The following is a 15,960-nucleotide window of genomic DNA, read 5'->3' as shown; positions in this document are numbered from 1 at the left end:
ATATGTCACTTGAAAAATACTTCAGAGAGGAATTGGATTACCTGAGACAATTGGGGAAACAAGCTGCAATTGAACATCCTCACCTAGCTTCATTTCTGTCTGAACAAGGCTCTGACCCGGATGTTGAGCGTCTGTTGGAAGGATTTGCATTCCTTGCCGGTAACTTACGGGCAAAAATTGATGATCAGTTCCCCGAACTGACTCACGGGTTACTGCATATGCTATGGCCAAACTATCTACGGCCAACACCCAGCATGACGATTATCCAGTACACACCCGATGAAAGCACCGTCACAAAAGCCACGCAGATTAAGCGCGGCACGCAAATCCAGAGTTGTCCGTTAGCAAATGATGATGACGAGGAAGATGAAAATATATACTCAAGCAGTACCAACGCAAATAAAGCAGACAGAGACAACCGCTGTACTTTCACTTTATGCCGTGATGTCTGGCTGTTTCCAATGTCGATCAGGGACATTTCCGTCAATAACAGCAATGAGCAAGGTGTTATTGGTCTGAACTTTACCTCAAAGACAGAACTTAGCTTACAAGAGCTGCAACTTGATAAGCTGCGTTTTTATCTGAGCGGCGATGATTACAGCAGTACACAGCTCTATTTTTGGCTCAGTTACTACCTTGAAGACGCAAAACTTATCGTAGGCGATACCACCATTTCATTGCCGGATTTTGATGTCGTTCCGGTTGGTTTTAACCGGGAAGATGCCCTGTTGCCTTACCCAAAAAATTCTTATATGGGTTATCGCATTTTACAGGAATACTTCTGCTTTTCTGAAGGGTTTCTATTTTTTGATATCACGGGTTTCCCCAAGTTACCGGCAGATCTTAAAGCCAGTGATTTTACGCTGAATCTCTATTTTTCAGAAGCACTTCCACCGGAAGTTAAAATCCGCCAAGATACTTTCCGGCTGCATTGTGTACCGGCAATCAACCTCTTCCCAATGGATAGCGAAGCTATCCTATTGGATGGCAGCCAGGCGGAATATCCATTGAAAGCCAGCTATAGCCATCCTGATCGCTACGACATTTTTTCCATTGATAAAGTGGAAAGCAATCTGCTTGGTCCAGATGGTAAACCCGACTTCACGCGCGGTAGTGAGCGGAGCTATGTACCATTTGAAAGTTTTCATCATCAAATCGAGCATGAAAGCGAACTCAACACCCGCTATTTCCGTATCAGGGTCAAAGAATCCCCTTTCCGCAAAGGACTTGAGCACTATCTCTCTTTCGTACGTGGCGATGCATCACAGCTACTGAAACTGGAAAGGCATGAAAATGTTTCTGTCAAATTGACCTGCACCAACCGCGAACTGCCACTGCAACTACGGGTGGGTGACATTAATTACGCTTCACTGGGCAGCCCGTCATTTGCGTCGTTTCGTAATATAACCCGCCCATCCGTTCCACTTTATCCATTGATGAGCGGCGAATATCACTGGTCCCTCATATCAAATATGTCACTGAATTATATGACATTACTGAATAAGGACTCCCTGAAACAGGTACTGAGTACCTACGATCTCCCCAGCATATATAATAGGCAGTCATCACGGTCATCACAAAAACGGCTGAACGCGATTGAACGGATCGAAACGAAACCAATAGACCGCCTGTTTAAAGGACTTCCTGTACGTGGTTCGGAATCAACATTGTATATCCGGCAACAGGCTTTCAGCTCTGAAGGTGAGCTCTACCTATTCTGCAACATACTGTCACGCTTCTTCGCATTATATGCCAGCATTAATTCCTTCCACATGCTGAAAGTGATCAATTTAGATAATCAGGAATGCTATGAATGGCCGGAACAAATAGGTCAACACGCGTTGATGTAACGGGGAAAAATTCGCCAGAAAATCTGGTGCCGGATGTCTCAAAATACAATTTTTATCAATTGGTCGAGTTACTCAACCAATTGGCGGTAGCGTGGGAAAAAACGGGGCAAACCGATCGCCCTGACCGGGAAGCAATCAGTTTCAAATCCAGTGCCAGCCTGGCTTTCCCGACCAGAGATGTTGTCTCTGTGAAACGTACCGAGCAAGGTCGTTTTCAGATGGAAGTCTCTTTTCTTGGATTACATGGTAGCCAGTCACCGATGCCTGGTTACTACCTTGATTCACTGGCATGGGAAGAAGCCCAAGGCGAAAACCGGCTGACTGATTTTCTGAATATTTTCAATCACCGCTCAGTCGTCATGCTTTATCAAATCTGGCGGAAATATCGTTATTACATCTGTTTTGACAAAAACGGAATGGACGATTTTTCTCAGCGCATGTTTGCTTTGGTTGGGCTTGGCAGTGATGTGAACCGTGCTCATTTAAATATCAATCATAGCAAAATGCTGGCCTATGCCGGCCTGCTAGCCAGCCCCGGTCGATCACCAGAAGTCATACGCAGTTTGATTTCACACTGCTTTGATCTGCCGGATGTTACCGTGCATGGCTGGGAAATTAGGAAAATCGCCATTGGACCATCACAACAAAACCGTCTGGGCGGAAAATTGAAATTAAAAGGTCGGAAAAAAAAGATTGAACAGTCCATCATGGGAGAAAACTTTTTCCTCGGTTCATGGGTGAGAAGTTGCAACAGTAAATTTATGATATGTATCAATGACTTATCCCGTGAACACTTCCTGTCATTCCTACCAGACGGAAAAAATTTCCTGCCACTGGTGATGTTTATCTGCTTTGTCCTGCGCGATCAATTGGCTTGGGATCTGCGTCTTGGACTGGCCGAAAACCAAGCGGGCGGCATGGTGCTTGGTACGAAACAAAACAATAATCTAGGGTGGACCAGCTTTCTCGGCGAGCCGGAAAAGAAACCCTTTATCACAATTTCAGTTAGTGGATAAAGACGATGGAAAAACAACAGCCAACCCTTTCATTACGCGTGATCAACAGCGATCAACTGGAAAGCGGCAAATCTGCCAGTTGCCTGTTCTCCACTCAAGGCGGCACCGTCGGCAGCAGCGAAAGCCATCTTTGGTCTATTCAGGATCAGAAAGGCAATATCAATCCATCACAATTTACTATTCAGTGGCGTGATGGCGCATTTTGTCTGCAAATGATCGCCGGGCCTCTGTTTGTGAATCAATCACCACTGACCTCGGGTACCGGCTTCATCCGATTGCAACAAGGAGATGAAATTACTGTCGGCAAATTGGTGATCAAAAGCCATATCAGTTTTTCCGACGCAGATCGGATTGATCCCATGATGGTATCACCGGAATCACTCGTCTCCAGCTATAGCAATCCACTGGATGCCATGATGGAAAAAGACCCAGCCCAAGATACCACTTTCACCGATCATCGTTCTTTGGCGCCAACGATTAACCACGATTTTAGCCATGACCCACTTAAGGTTCTCGACAGCGAAAATCTGACCACACTGGACCAAACCCCAGTGAGTAATGAAATAAACCAGAGCCTGCAACAAGGCCATTACAACGCCCCATTATTCTTCTCTCCCCTCTCAGACAACAGAGGCAATGCTATGGATCGGGATTTTGTTGATTTACCGAGTATCTCTTCACCTTTAAGTGAACAATATCAGGACATGGAACAGCAGCACATCGCTATCACACCATTGATGCGAGGATTGAGCACACAATTACCTTTGCATAACAGCCAACAGGCCAACGACTTTCTGGAAGAAATGGGTAAAACCATGAAAGCGGCGATTGAAGGCTTACTGGCATTGCAACGTGCACAGCATGGTCTGCGTGATAAGCAACTACGCCCTATCGAAGACAACCCACTGCGGCTCAATATGGATTACGACACCACCATGCAGGTGATGTTCGCGGATCAAAAAAGCCCGGTACATCTCTCTGCGCCATCCGCCGTCGCTGAGAGCCTGCACAACCTGCAACTGCACTATCAGGCTAACCGGATCGCGATCACTGCCGCATTGAACACCATGTTGGATGCTTTCTCACCGGCACACCTGCTCAACCGTTTCGCTCAATACCGTCGCAGTCATGAGACGCAGGAGAAAGACGCAACCTGGGCGTGGGAAATGTACACCAGTTACTACCGCGAACTGGCTTCCAGCCGCCAGCAAGGATTCGAAAAACTGTTTAGTGAAGTCTATGAACAAGCTTATGACCGCGCTCTGCGTCAGGGTTTAGAGGATAGCCAGTAATGAAACGCTCCGGCGGTAATACCTCATGGTTCAGTAATCACACCTTATGGCTTGTATTGCTGGCAGCGCTGATGTTAAGCGGTTGCAGCGGTGCATGGCAGGCTACGAAGAAAGTCGGACAGGTTGTCTGGGACCCATCGACCCCGGTCGGTCAACCTGCGGATTTACCTTCCACCGCGGCGATCACTTTGCTGGCAGAGCCTGATATCAATCCCAACAAAAATGGCGAACCCACACCGGTTGAAATGCATCTGATCTATCTCAGTGAAGATTCCCGTCTGCTTGCCGCTGATTATGATCAGCTTGAGAGCGACAAACTGGATAAAGCGCTGGGGAAAAATTACATCGACCATCAGGATTACACCTTATTGCCGGGGCAGTACAAACCGTTGCCAGTCATCCCACTGGAAAAAAATAGCCGTTACATCGGCGTCATCGTTCGTTATGCCGATATCAATCAATCTGAATGGAAAAAAGTGATCAAAGTAAAAGACACAGGGCAGCAATACCACATCTTGGTGCACATCAGAGCGAACGAAGTTGAACTTAGAAAAGAGGAGCAATAATTATGTCAGGTAAAAATCGGGTAATTTGGCGCGAAGGATTATTTATCAAGCCACAACACTTTCAGCAGCAACAAAAACATAATGACTATCTGGCTCACAGCCGCCTGGCAACCTTAACCAGTTACGGTTACGGTTTCAGTTCCCTGACTATTGACAAGGATCTTCTCGCTCTGGGGCGTATCGGTATCACTGAAGCCAGCGGTATCATGCCGGATGGCACCGTGTTTTCTATTCCGCATCAGGATGTCACGCCTCAGCCACTTGATGTAGAGAATCTGCACGATAGCAACAGCAAAAGTATCTACCTGGCACTACCAATAGCCAACGACACCCTCAATGAAATCTCCCATTCGGAATCCGATCAGGCCGGGGCTGTACGCTACCGTGAACATACGGCGGATATCCGTGACCTGCATACTGATGGCGGTGATGTCAGCCAGCTCATGCTGGCACAACTGACACCGGTTTTGAAACAGGGCTCAGAGGATCTCAGCGCGTTCTCTTTGCTACCGTTATGCCAGATAATAGAAAAGTTGCCGACTGGGACTCTCATACTGGATGAAGAATTCGTGCCAACCTGTACATCCATCAATGTTTCCAGCCGGTTAAAAATCTACATGGATGAAGTGAATATGGCACTGATAGAACGAGGTAGATCACTCTCTGATCGGATTGGTTCACCTAGTCAGCAAGGAGTAGCTGATGTTGCTGAATTTATGATGCTCCAGTTAGTTAACCGGGTTCAGCCATGGTTTACCCACTACGCCAGACAATCCATTCTGCACCCACAAGATTTTTTCACTCAATTGATCCAAACCTGTGGTGAACTAAGAACATTCACGGCTGCATCGCGTCAGGTTGGCATTGTACCGGATTACACTCATGACAATCTCACGAAGACATTCAAGGAAACCATGATCCCCATGCGCGAAGCACTGGGTGTTGTCCTGACCCCGCGCGCGATCCCAATTAAACTACAAAATCAATCAAATGGTATCCAAGTGGCAAACATTTATGATCGTGATGTATTGACCAAAGCGGATTTCATTCTGGCAATCCGCGCACAGATGCCACAGGATCAATTACTCCGCCAATTCCCTCAGCAAACTAAAGTCACATCGTTGGAAAAAATCCGCGAAAGGGTCAGCGTCCAGTTGCCTGGCGTAGGACTGGTCGCACTTCCTGCGGCTCCACGTCAGTTGCCTTATCACGCCGGCTACACCTATTTCCGTTTTGATCAACAAGGCACGGCGTGGCAAGAGATTCTGAAAGGCACCACCATTGCCTTCCATGTCTCGGGGGACTTCCCTGGATTAGACATGCAATTCTGGGCAGTCAGCAATGGGAGTGACTAATGAAAACCGAAGCCATTAATGACAACCCGGCTCTAACGCCGGAAGTCACTGATGCTGTTTCGCATCGTCAGTATCAGTTACCGCTGCGTGGAGAAAGCTTGAACCCGATGATTGATGCCGCCACACCGCTGCTTGGCATGGTGATGCGTCTGAAAGACATGGGTGATCAACCGTTGCCGGACCAGCTTTACCAACAGGTCGTGACCGATATTCAGGCAATCGAACAATTTCTGCAAACTAAAGGTTATGAACCGGGCGCAATTGTCTCTTTCCGCTACATGCTCTGTACCTTCATTGACGAAACTGCACTGGGGCATGGCTGGAACAGCAAAAATGAGTGGTTACAACAATCACTGCTGGTGAGATTTCACAATGAAACCTGGGGTGGTGAAAAGGTCTTTCAGTTGCTGGAGCGTTTAATGGGTGAACCTAAGCGCTATCAGCATCTGCTGGAATTTATCTATCTCTGCTTCTGCCTTGGCTACCGTGGCCGCTACAAAGTGGCTTCGCAGAAAGGTGATGATTTTGAACATTTATTCCGCCGGTTACACCAACAACTGCACACACTGCGGGGAGAAGCGCCAGCAACCATTCTGCACAGTAACGCTAACAAGCGTGATGGCCGCTACCGACTGGGTAAACGTCTGACCATCAAACACCTGTTCTGGAGCGGTACTGCACTGCTCGCCGTGGTTTATGGCTTCTATGCTATCCGGCTGCACAGCCAGACCGAGAACATCTTACAACAGCTAAATAATTTACTGAGCTAGGAAAGAACCGATGATCCAGATTGATCTACCCACATTAGTTAACCGTTTAAATCCGATGACCCGGCACGCTCTGGAAACGGCGGCGGCACAGTGTGTCAGCCAGCAGCAACCTGAGATCACTGTCTCTCAGCTACTGCTGCAAATGATCAACACACCTCTCAGTGATGTCAGAGCGATCTTCAATCAAGCCGAGGTGGACAGTGACTTGCTGAAAGAACAGCTCGATCAAATGATCCCTCACCACCAAACGATGGTTCAAGCCTACCCCAACTTCTCCCCGATGCTGGTGGAGTGGTTACAGGATAGCTGGCTGTTAGCATCAACCGAAATGCAGCATCAAGAATTACGCAGCGGTGTCATGCTGATGACATTGCTGTTCAGCCCGTTGCGCTACCTGACACCGCAATCCGCTCGTCTTCTATCGGGAATAAACCGCGAATTGCTGCGTCAAAATTTCACACAATGGACTGCCGGCTCTGCCGAACAACCTATTGTGGAGAACGATAAAAACGGACAAGGCAAAACCGCCGCCAACAGTGACAGCCTGCTCGCCCGCTTTACTCAGAATATGACAGAACAGGCTCGTCAGGGAAAACTCGATCCGGTTCTGTGCCGCGACACTGAAATCGACCTGATGATCGATATTCTCTGCCGTCGCCGTAAAAATAACCCAATTGTGGTGGGTGAAGCGGGCGTGGGTAAAAGTGCACTGATTGAAGGGCTAGCTTTGCGCATTATCGACAATCAGGTACCAGAAAAATTGCGCAACAGTGAACTGATGACGCTGGATCTGGGCGCATTACAGGCGGGAGCTGCGGTAAAAGGTGAATTTGAAAAACGATTCAAAGGCATCATGAGTGAAATCAGCCAATCATCCGTACCAGTTATTTTGTTCATCGATGAAGCCCACACACTAATTGGCGCAGGCAACCAACAGGGCGGGCTGGATATCTCCAACCTGCTGAAACCCGCTCTGGCGCGTGGTGAACTAAAAACTATCGCCGCAACCACTTGGGGCGAATACAAAAAATATTTCGAAAAAGACGCGGCCCTCTCCCGCCGTTTTCAACTGGTCAAAGTGGCCGAACCGACAGCGGAAGAAGCCACTATTATTATGCGTGGCCTGCGGGCAATCTATGAACAGTCTCATGGCGTATTGATCGATGACGAAGCATTGAAAGCCTCTGCGGTATTAAGTGACCGTTACCTCTCCGGTCGCCAGTTACCGGACAAAGCGATTGACGTACTGGATACCGCGTGTGCACGTGTCGCCATCAATCTGACCTCTCCGCCGCGTCAGATTTCTGCACTGAAAAACCAGCTCCACCAGCAGCAAATGGAATCAGATGTTCTGGCAAGGGAACAACGGATGGGGTTGAACCAACATACTGACAGACTGGATGAACTACAGCAGCAACAGCAAGAAATAGCGGAAAAACTAACTGAACTGGAAACCAGTTGGCAGCAACAACAGCAACTGGTTCAGCAAATTATTGAACTGCGCCGTCAGCTGTTAACGGATGAAACAACTGATGAAACAGAAAAGAGCGCAACATCTTCAGAGGTAACAACCGAAGAGCTGATTACTAAACTGGCTGAACTTAATCAACAGCTGGAGCAGTTACAGCAACAACAGACACTGGTTTCTCCTCATGTGAATAAAGACCAGATTGCGGCGGTTATCGCTGAATGGACCGGCGTACCACTTAATCGTCTTTCACAAAGTGAACTCTCTGTTGTCACTGAACTGCCAATCCATCTGGGACAAAGCATCAAAGGGCAGGATCTCGCCATCAAATGTCTGCATCAACATCTGCTGACAGCCAGAGCCGACCTGCGTCGCCCCGGTCGCCCTCTGGGCGCCTTTCTGTTGGTAGGGCCAAGCGGTGTTGGTAAAACCGAAACCGTTTTACAAATTGCGGAATTAATGTTCGGAGGCCGTCAATACCTGACCACCATTAATATGTCTGAATTTCAGGAAAAACACACCGTTTCCCGCTTGATTGGCTCACCTCCCGGCTATGTGGGATATGGCGAAGGTGGCGTACTCACCGAAGCTATTCGCCAAAAACCTTACTCCGTTGTCCTGCTTGATGAAGTGGAAAAAGCCCATCCTGACGTACTGAACCTGTTCTATCAGGCATTCGACAAAGGTGAACTGGCCGATGGTGAAGGCCGGGTGATTGATTGCAAAAACGTGGTCTTCTTCCTGACCTCCAACCTGGGCTATCAAACCATTGTTGATAACGCTGATAAACCGGAAGAGATGAACGACCTGCTCTACCCTGAACTGGCGGCTTTCTTCAAACCGGCACTACTGGCGCGAATGGAAGTGGTGCCTTATCTGCCGTTGGGATACGACACCCTGAAAACCATTATCCAGGGCAAACTGACCCGCCTCGATAACCTATTACGCCAACGTTTCAATGCCGAAGTCACCATCAGTGACGAGGTTATTGAAGAGATACTGCAACGAGCAACCCGAGCTGAAAACGGCGCACGTATGCTGGAATCGATCATTGATGGCGCTTTGTTGCCGCCACTATCCCTGCTGCTGCTGCAAAAAATGGCTTCAGGAAAACAGATCAGTACTATCCAGCTAACCGTTGATGCACATGAATTCAACGCGGCGGTTGAGGAGATACCATGAAACAACGGCTGAAAAGCGCATTAGCGTTATTGGAAAATGACTCTATTGAGCAGCTGGTTCACCACTTTCTTCAGGTGAATCACCAACGCCAGCGTTTTGACGCCTTGCTGGTCTCTCTGCTTAACGTGAATGAAAACCGCCTTGAATGCTACCGGCTGCCAGCGCCAAACCAAATAAGCGCTCTGCAACTGGACGTCAATATTGGCGATATCAACCATCCGTTGGTACAAATCCTGTACAAAGGAACCCCCACAACCTGGGGGTCACTCAATCAAGGAGTACGGGTAGACAATCAAAACTTTCGCACCTTTGTAGAAGAGCTTCCCCACCGCTGTGGTCTGCATGCCATCCCGCTGTTTAACTGCAACGGACAAGCATGTGGTGTCATTGCTGTTTTCGCCGAAAATGTCAGTCGCTTTGCTGACGATAGCAACATGTTTTACATCTACTGCTATGTGATGCAGCACCGGCTAAAAAGATTGCAGGAATTGGAACAACTGCGTGAACAACTGCGCCAGATCCGCCAGGTCTTCCAGACCCAGCGCCAAAAAGAGAAACAGCTTGATGAATTATTGGCTTCATTGAGCACCACAGCAGAAAACAAAACATCGGCCAGCGTCTCTCACGATTACAGCAAAATTGACAACCTGCCTCAGGCAATCGAAGAGTTTGAATGTGCGGTGCTGATACAACGCCAGCATGTTTACGGCAACAACACCAAACAAATTGCTGAAAGCCTGGGAATTGCTCCCCGCACATTGACTTATAAGCTGGCGAAATACAGGTGTAAATTATGAGCTTCTTGTTACTTGTCAGTTCATTAATCGCCTCTCTGACGGGCACGCCTGATATTCAACCAGCTCAGGAAACCACAACAGAGCCTCCATTATCGGCCTTATTGCAATGTCGTTCAGAACCTTCACCGCTGATCAGACTCGATTGCTATGACCGTCTATTGGATAAAGTGGATAACATTGCCGTTATCCCGTTAGAAAAAACCGGTCCGGCCTGGAGACAGGCAATGGAACAGGAAATGAAACGAACTGATCATTCAACCGGTTTTATCACTACCCAATCCGAGGGAATACCGAACCGCGTCATACTCACCACGCCCGCGATCGGCGCACTGCCACCACGGCCGGTACTGATGCTAAGTTGTATCGATAGCATCACCCGGATACAGGTCGCCCTGGCTAAACCACAAGACAGCGGCACGGTGATGATTTCGACTGACATAACCCAATTCAGCGCCGACTGGTTCTTACGCGAAAATGGCTATCTGCTGGAATCCAGCCGTGGGCTACCAGGTATTGAACAACTTAAACGACTGATGACAGGCCACACCCTGACCATCAAAACTGACAACGGAAGTCAGATAACATTCAACATTTCTCAACTGGAACAGGCGGTGAAACCTTTACGCACCGCCTGTCGTTGGTGATCCCATGGATATCAGGAAACAATTTGACTGGCAGGCACTCCTGCTGACCCCCTTATCGGATGAACTGATTGGCAAGGAGCTGGATGAAAACGAACCCGCCTGGGAATATATTGACGGGGAAATGGTTAAGCTGGGATCACTGGCCCATTCCACCCTCGACATTGAAGAGATCCAGCGTCAGGCGCTGCAACTGTTCAGCGAAAAAAGCAAAGATTTCAGGCTGATGGTTCATTTATTGCGCACATTGCAACACAGCAGCAATCCCGCTGAACTGATACTGGCAATGGAGCTGCTGGCCGATTATATCCAGCATTACTGGCAGACCGCCTGGCCGCAAAAACCCCTGCTCAAACGTCGCCTGGCACAACAGGTCATTAAACGTTTTGACACTGCTCATGCAGGTTTCTGCGAACAGGCTAATGAAGCTCAGCGAGAAGCAGCGCAAGGCGCACTGGCCCATCTGGCGCAATGCTGGCATACCGATGAACCTGCACTGGCTAAAGAGATCGACCAGCTACGCCCCCGCTATGCCCGCAAACCCGCGCCAAAACCCGTCGCCGCACCGGTTGAATCAACAGAAACCGCCGCACAACCCGCGGGCACCTCAGCGCTGACACCGGCACCGGATATCGCGGTAGACAGCTCCAGTGAAAAAGCCTGGAAACAAACCTTACTCACCGTTGCTGATCTCCTGTGCGAACGCCAGCCCGACACCACCACGGGTTACCGTCTGCGCCGTTATGCCATCTGGCACACACTGACCACCGCACCGATGGCCAACAGTGAAGGCAAAACCCCACTGGCGCCCACTTCGGCAGACCGGACCGCGGATTATCTGGCAAAACTGCCCACGGCCGATAAATCCCTGCTGCGACAGATAGAACAGAGCCTGACCCTCGCCCCCTACTGGCTTGACGGCCACGCTATCGCGGCTCAGGCTGCCGAAAAACTCGGCTATGCCGCCGTCGCCGGGGCCATCCGTGATGAACTGAACGCCTTTCTTGACCGCCTGCCGGTTTTACAAACCCTCTATTTTTCCGACAGGAGTCCGTTTATCTCATCCTCAACCCTGAACTGGCTGCAACCGCCGGCGACGGCGGCCGTTAACGGCGGCGCAACACCGGATCAGGAAGCTATCTGGCAATGTTTCCGGCAGCACGGACTGGAGGCCGCCCTCAACGCGGCAGAACAGCACCAGCAACAACTGACCGAACCCCGGGATCAATTCTACGGTCAGCTGCTCACGGCACAGTTGCTTGAACAGGCGGGCATGACGGCCCTGGCGCAACAACATTACCGGCATCTGTTACAGGCAGGACAACACCTGTCACTCACCCATTGGGAGCCCGGCCTGCTGGCGGCACTGGCAGAAAAAGCCGCCATGACCGCCGTCTCAAAGGATACGATGACCAACAGGAGCGTTAACCCATGAACTGGCTCTCTCTTCTTCTGAAAAATATCAAAAAACCGGCGATGCCGCGCCTGCCGCCGCTCAAAGCCACCGCCTCGCTGATACTGGCCCTCCTGCCCTGTATTGCCCTCATCTGGATATGGGGGTGGGGCCCCGGCTGGCAGTTCAGACAAACCCACCCGCTGGAAAATCTCTCCGCCCGCGGGCTGGCGACTGTCATTATTATCCTGCTGGCTCTGGGCTTTATCGGGACCAAAATCTGGCGCCGTCTGCGTCAGCTCGAAAAACTCAAACTGGATGTGGCGTTAAGGGAGGTCGATCCGGTCCTGGCCGATATTACCCATCAGGACAGCTACCTCAATCACTGGAAAGCACAGTTACAGCGCCATCTCGGCACCTGGCATTACCTCTACCAGCGCCCCTGGTACCTGATGCTGGGCAATACCGGCAGCGGCAAAACCTCGCTGATTCAGGAAGGCTACAAACTGACTGACATTGCCCTCCCGGACAGCCCTAAAGGGGAAGAGGCTCACCCCCTGCACCTGCGCTGCTGGCTGGGGGAAAAAGCCGTCATCATTGACCCGGACGGCTTTCTTATCGACCAGATATCGCCGTCAGACACTGGCAAGCCCCAGTTGCCCGCCCGCCTGTGGCAATCCCTGCTCACCTGGCTGACCGAAAACCGTCAGCGCCAGCCCCTCAACGGCATTATCCTGACGGTGGACACCCATCGTTTACTGACCGACAACAAAGCGCAACGCGAACGGTATATTGCTGCGCTCCATCTGCGCCTGCAAGATCTGCGGTTAACCCTGCACAACCCCCTCCCCTGCTATCTGGTGCTGACCAAACTGGATCGGCTGCATGGATTCAGTGCGGCGTTCCAGTCGCTGGACAAGCCGCAACGCACACAGATACTGGGCGTCACCTTCAGCCTGAATGCGCAGGATGAGCACCGCTGGCGTACTGAGCTGGCGCAGTTCTGGCACCAGTGGATGCAGCAGCTCAATGCCGCGATGCCGGACATGATGCTCAACAAGGTGGATATCAACCAGCGCAGCCCGCTGTTCAGTTTCACCCGTCAGATACAGGGACTGCACAGTTACCTGATCCAGTTGCTGGAGGGTATTCTCTACAATGGCGGCCCGGCACAGCCCGGACTGCGCGGCGTTTATCTCACCTCGTCCAGACAAATCGGCCAGATGGACGACATCTTTACCCAGTCTGCCGCCGTGCAGTATCACCTGGGGCCACAGGCCTTTCCGACCTGGCCGGTGGCGGATACCGCCCCCTACTTCACCCGCTCGCTGTTTGAAGACGTGTTGCTGGCCGAGCCCAATCTGGCGGCGGAAAACCGCCTGTGGTTAAGCCGCAACCGCCGCAAACTCCTGGCCTTCTCCACCACCGGCGCCGCGGTTGCCCTGGCGCTGTGGGCAGGCTGGCACGATAACTATCAGAAGAACTATCGGGCCGGTGAAGAAGTGCTGGCACAGGCCAAAACCTTCCTGTCCATTCCCCCACCCAAAGGGGAAGACCGCAACGGGAACTTACAGTTGCCCCTGCTGAACCCTCTCCGGGAAGCGACGCTGGCCTACGGGGATTACCATCAGAAAGGGCTGTTCGCGGATATGGGACTGTACCAGGGCGCCGATGTCGGCCCGTATGTTGAAAACACCTACCTGCAACTGCTGTCCCAGCGCTTCCTGCCTGCGCTGATGAATGGCCTGCTGGATGACCTGAACCAGGCGGCCAAAGGCAGTGAAGAGAAACTCGAAGTCCTGCGCATCATGCGGATGCTGGAAGACCGCAGCGGCCGCAATAAATCACTGGTAGAACAGTACATGCGCGAACGCTGGAGTCAGGTCTTTAACGGCCAGCGTCAGGTACAGGAACAGTTGCTGACCCACCTCGACTATGCGCTGGACCACACGGACTGGCGGGCGGCGCGTGAGGCGGATAACCCGGCGGCTATCAGCAGCTTTGCCCCTTACCAACGCCCGATGATGAACGCCCAGCAAGAACTGAGCCAGCTCTCCATTTACCAGCGGGTGTACCAGACCCTGCGCATCAAAGCCCAGGACTCACTGCCGCCGCCGCTCAACCTGCGTGACCAGATTGGCCCCAGCTTTGACAGCATCTTTATCGCCAATAATGACAAACAGCTGATTATCCCGCAGTTCCTGACGATGAACGGCCTGAACAACTACTTCGTCAAACAGGACGACCCGCTGATTGACCTGACCGTGATGGACAGCTGGGTGCTGAATCTGTCGCACAACGTGCAGTACAGCGAGACCGACCGGCAAGAAATCCAGCGCCAAATCACCGAACAGTACCTGGGTGACTACACCGCCACCTGGCGCGGGGCCATGAACAATCTGGATATCCGTCATTTTACCGATATCCCGCAGGCCATCGGCGCCATTGAGCAGGTTATCAGCGGGGAACAGCCCCTCAGCCGCGCATTACAAATCCTCAGCGACAACACCCGCCTGCCGGTGATTAATCATACGCTGCCGGCCAAAGAGCAGCAACGGTTACGCGACACGCCGGATTATCGCCTGCGGGTGCGCATCAACCGGGAATTCGCCCCGGAAACCGCCGTGCTGGTGGAATACGGGGATAAAAACAGCACCCTACAGGGCGTTTATCAGAAACTGATAGAGCTGCACCGCTACCTGCTGGCGATTCAGAACGCCCCGGTACCGGGTAAAGCCGCCCTGAAAGCCGTCCAGCTGCGACTGGAACAGAACAACAGCGACCCCATTTTCGACGTGCAGCAGCTGGCGAAAACCCTGCCGGAACCGTTAAACCGCTGGGTCGGTGAACTGGCTGAACAGGCGTGGCGGGTGGTCATGATGGCCGCGGTCAGCTCGCTGGAAGTCGAATGGAGCGAAAACGTCGTCAAACAGTACCAGACCTACCTGGCCGGCCGCTATCCGTTCAACCCGGAAGCCACCCAGGATGTGCCGCTCAGTGAATTTGACCGCTTCTTCCGCCCGGGCGGCACGCTGGATGCCTTCTATCAGCAGAACCTCAAACCGTTTGTCGAGAACAACTTAATCTACGGCACCGACGGTGAACCGCTTATCCGCCCGGATGTCCTGAAACAGCTGACCCGGGCTGACCGTATCCGCGACACCTTCTTCACCGCGCAAAACGGCCTGGGCACCCAGTTTGCCATTGAACCCCTCAGCCTGACCGGCAACAAACGCCGCAGCCTGCTTAACCTCGATGGACAGTTACTCGATTACGCCCACGGCCGCGGCAGCATCGTGCACTTAATCTGGCCCAACTCCATGCGCGCCGGGGTGGAAAGTCAGCTCACCCTGATACCGGACGTCAGCGGCAAATCCCCACGCGCCGTCAGCTTCACCGGCCCGTGGGCCCAACTGCGGCTGATTAACAGCGGCAAACTGACCAACGTACGTCAGGACTCCTTTGATGTGCTGTTCAGCGTGGATGGCGGTGACATGACCTACCGTATCTACGTGGATGAATCCGACAACCCGTTTGCCGGCGGTCTGTTCAGCCAGTTCACCCTGCCTGACACCCTCTACTGATGAACATAAAAAAAGCCCTGTCCCCGCGCCGGCGGGGCTGCGTTAA

The 15,960-nt window shown here is 51.5% G+C and carries 11 protein-coding genes; all 11 read left to right on the top strand.

The genetic code is table 11. From position 1 onward, the window contains the following. The first annotated feature begins 2 nt into the window (after positions 1 to 2). From tssF to tssM, 11 genes are read left to right on the top strand one after another with little or no spacing between them, the layout of a single operon-like run. On the top strand, positions 3 to 1,850 hold the full coding sequence (gene tssF / locus VY86_RS10115) for a type VI secretion system baseplate subunit TssF (RefSeq protein ID WP_046974841.1): 1,848 nt from the start codon (positions 3 to 5) through the stop codon (positions 1,848 to 1,850). Beyond that, a complete protein-coding gene (tssG, locus tag VY86_RS10110; protein ID WP_023043435.1) occupies positions 1,814 to 2,866 on the top strand; it encodes a type VI secretion system baseplate subunit TssG in 1,053 nt (350 codons plus the stop codon). The genes tssF and tssG overlap by 37 nt, the downstream gene beginning before the upstream one ends. Before the next feature lie 5 nt (positions 2,867 to 2,871). After that, the gene (gene tagH / locus VY86_RS10105; protein ID WP_046974840.1) at positions 2,872 to 4,158 is read left to right on the top strand and encodes a type VI secretion system-associated FHA domain protein TagH; all 1,287 of its coding nucleotides are present in this window, start codon (positions 2,872 to 2,874) and stop codon (positions 4,156 to 4,158) included. Beyond that, complete coding sequence (gene tssJ / locus VY86_RS10100) at positions 4,158 to 4,724, top strand: type VI secretion system lipoprotein TssJ (protein WP_071881009.1); 567 nt, start codon at positions 4,158 to 4,160, stop codon at positions 4,722 to 4,724. Before tagH ends, tssJ begins: the two co-directional genes overlap by 1 nt. A 2-nt stretch (positions 4,725 to 4,726) precedes the next feature. Continuing rightward, entirely contained in the window at positions 4,727 to 6,079 is a 1,353-nt protein-coding gene (gene tssK, locus VY86_RS10095; RefSeq protein WP_046974839.1) for a type VI secretion system baseplate subunit TssK, read from the top strand. Next, positions 6,079 to 6,849 carry a type IVB secretion system protein IcmH/DotU gene (icmH, locus tag VY86_RS10090; protein ID WP_082111213.1) on the top strand — a complete coding sequence of 257 codons (771 nt, stop codon included), beginning with the start codon at positions 6,079 to 6,081 and terminating at the stop codon, positions 6,847 to 6,849. The genes tssK and icmH overlap by 1 nt, the downstream gene beginning before the upstream one ends. Positions 6,850 to 6,859: 10 nt before the next feature. Beyond that, positions 6,860 to 9,499, top strand: coding sequence for a type VI secretion system ATPase TssH (gene tssH / locus VY86_RS10085; protein ID WP_046974838.1), 2,640 nt, complete (start codon positions 6,860 to 6,862; stop codon positions 9,497 to 9,499). Then, entirely contained in the window at positions 9,496 to 10,296 is an 801-nt protein-coding gene (locus VY86_RS10080) for a helix-turn-helix domain-containing protein (RefSeq protein WP_046974837.1), read from the top strand. Before tssH ends, VY86_RS10080 begins: the two co-directional genes overlap by 4 nt. Then, positions 10,293 to 10,940, top strand: a complete 648-nt coding sequence (gene vasI, locus VY86_RS10075; RefSeq protein ID WP_046974836.1) for a type VI secretion system-associated protein VasI — start codon at positions 10,293 to 10,295, stop codon at positions 10,938 to 10,940. The genes VY86_RS10080 and vasI overlap by 4 nt, the downstream gene beginning before the upstream one ends. A 4-nt stretch (positions 10,941 to 10,944) precedes the next feature. Then, positions 10,945 to 12,372: a type VI secretion system protein TssA gene (gene tssA / locus VY86_RS10070; RefSeq protein ID WP_046974835.1), complete on the top strand. Its 1,428-nt coding sequence runs from the start codon at positions 10,945 to 10,947 to the stop codon at positions 12,370 to 12,372. After that, complete coding sequence (tssM, locus tag VY86_RS10065; RefSeq protein ID WP_046974834.1) at positions 12,369 to 15,914, top strand: type VI secretion system membrane subunit TssM; 3,546 nt, start codon at positions 12,369 to 12,371, stop codon at positions 15,912 to 15,914. The genes tssA and tssM overlap by 4 nt, the downstream gene beginning before the upstream one ends. Positions 15,915 to 15,960 lie beyond the last annotated feature (46 nt).

The sequence above is a fragment of the Photorhabdus thracensis genome (assembly GCF_001010285.1).
GTDB classification, from domain to species: Bacteria; Pseudomonadota; Gammaproteobacteria; order Enterobacterales; family Enterobacteriaceae; genus Photorhabdus; species Photorhabdus temperata.
This window is presented reverse-complemented; position numbering and strand designations above follow the sequence as displayed.

Bases quoted from the DNA above. Each gene is read 5' to 3' on its own strand.
- VY86_RS10080 (WP_046974837.1), top strand. From the start codon at position 9,496: ATGAAACAACGGCTGAAAAGCGCATTAGCGTTATTGGAAAATGACTCT.
- tssK (WP_046974839.1), top strand. From the start codon at position 4,727: ATGTCAGGTAAAAATCGGGTAATTTGGCGCGAAGGATTATTTATCAAG.
- tssG (WP_023043435.1), top strand. From the start codon at position 1,814: ATGGCCGGAACAAATAGGTCAACACGCGTTGATGTAACGGGGAAAAAT.
- tssM (WP_046974834.1), top strand. From the start codon at position 12,369: ATGAACTGGCTCTCTCTTCTTCTGAAAAATATCAAAAAACCGGCGATG.
- icmH (WP_082111213.1), top strand. From the start codon at position 6,079: ATGAAAACCGAAGCCATTAATGACAACCCGGCTCTAACGCCGGAAGTC.
- tssJ (WP_071881009.1), top strand. From the start codon at position 4,158: ATGAAACGCTCCGGCGGTAATACCTCATGGTTCAGTAATCACACCTTA.
- tssH (WP_046974838.1), top strand. From the start codon at position 6,860: ATGATCCAGATTGATCTACCCACATTAGTTAACCGTTTAAATCCGATG.
- tssF (WP_046974841.1), top strand. From the start codon at position 3: ATGTCACTTGAAAAATACTTCAGAGAGGAATTGGATTACCTGAGACAA.
- tssA (WP_046974835.1), top strand. From the start codon at position 10,945: ATGGATATCAGGAAACAATTTGACTGGCAGGCACTCCTGCTGACCCCC.
- tagH (WP_046974840.1), top strand. From the start codon at position 2,872: ATGGAAAAACAACAGCCAACCCTTTCATTACGCGTGATCAACAGCGAT.
- vasI (WP_046974836.1), top strand. From the start codon at position 10,293: ATGAGCTTCTTGTTACTTGTCAGTTCATTAATCGCCTCTCTGACGGGC.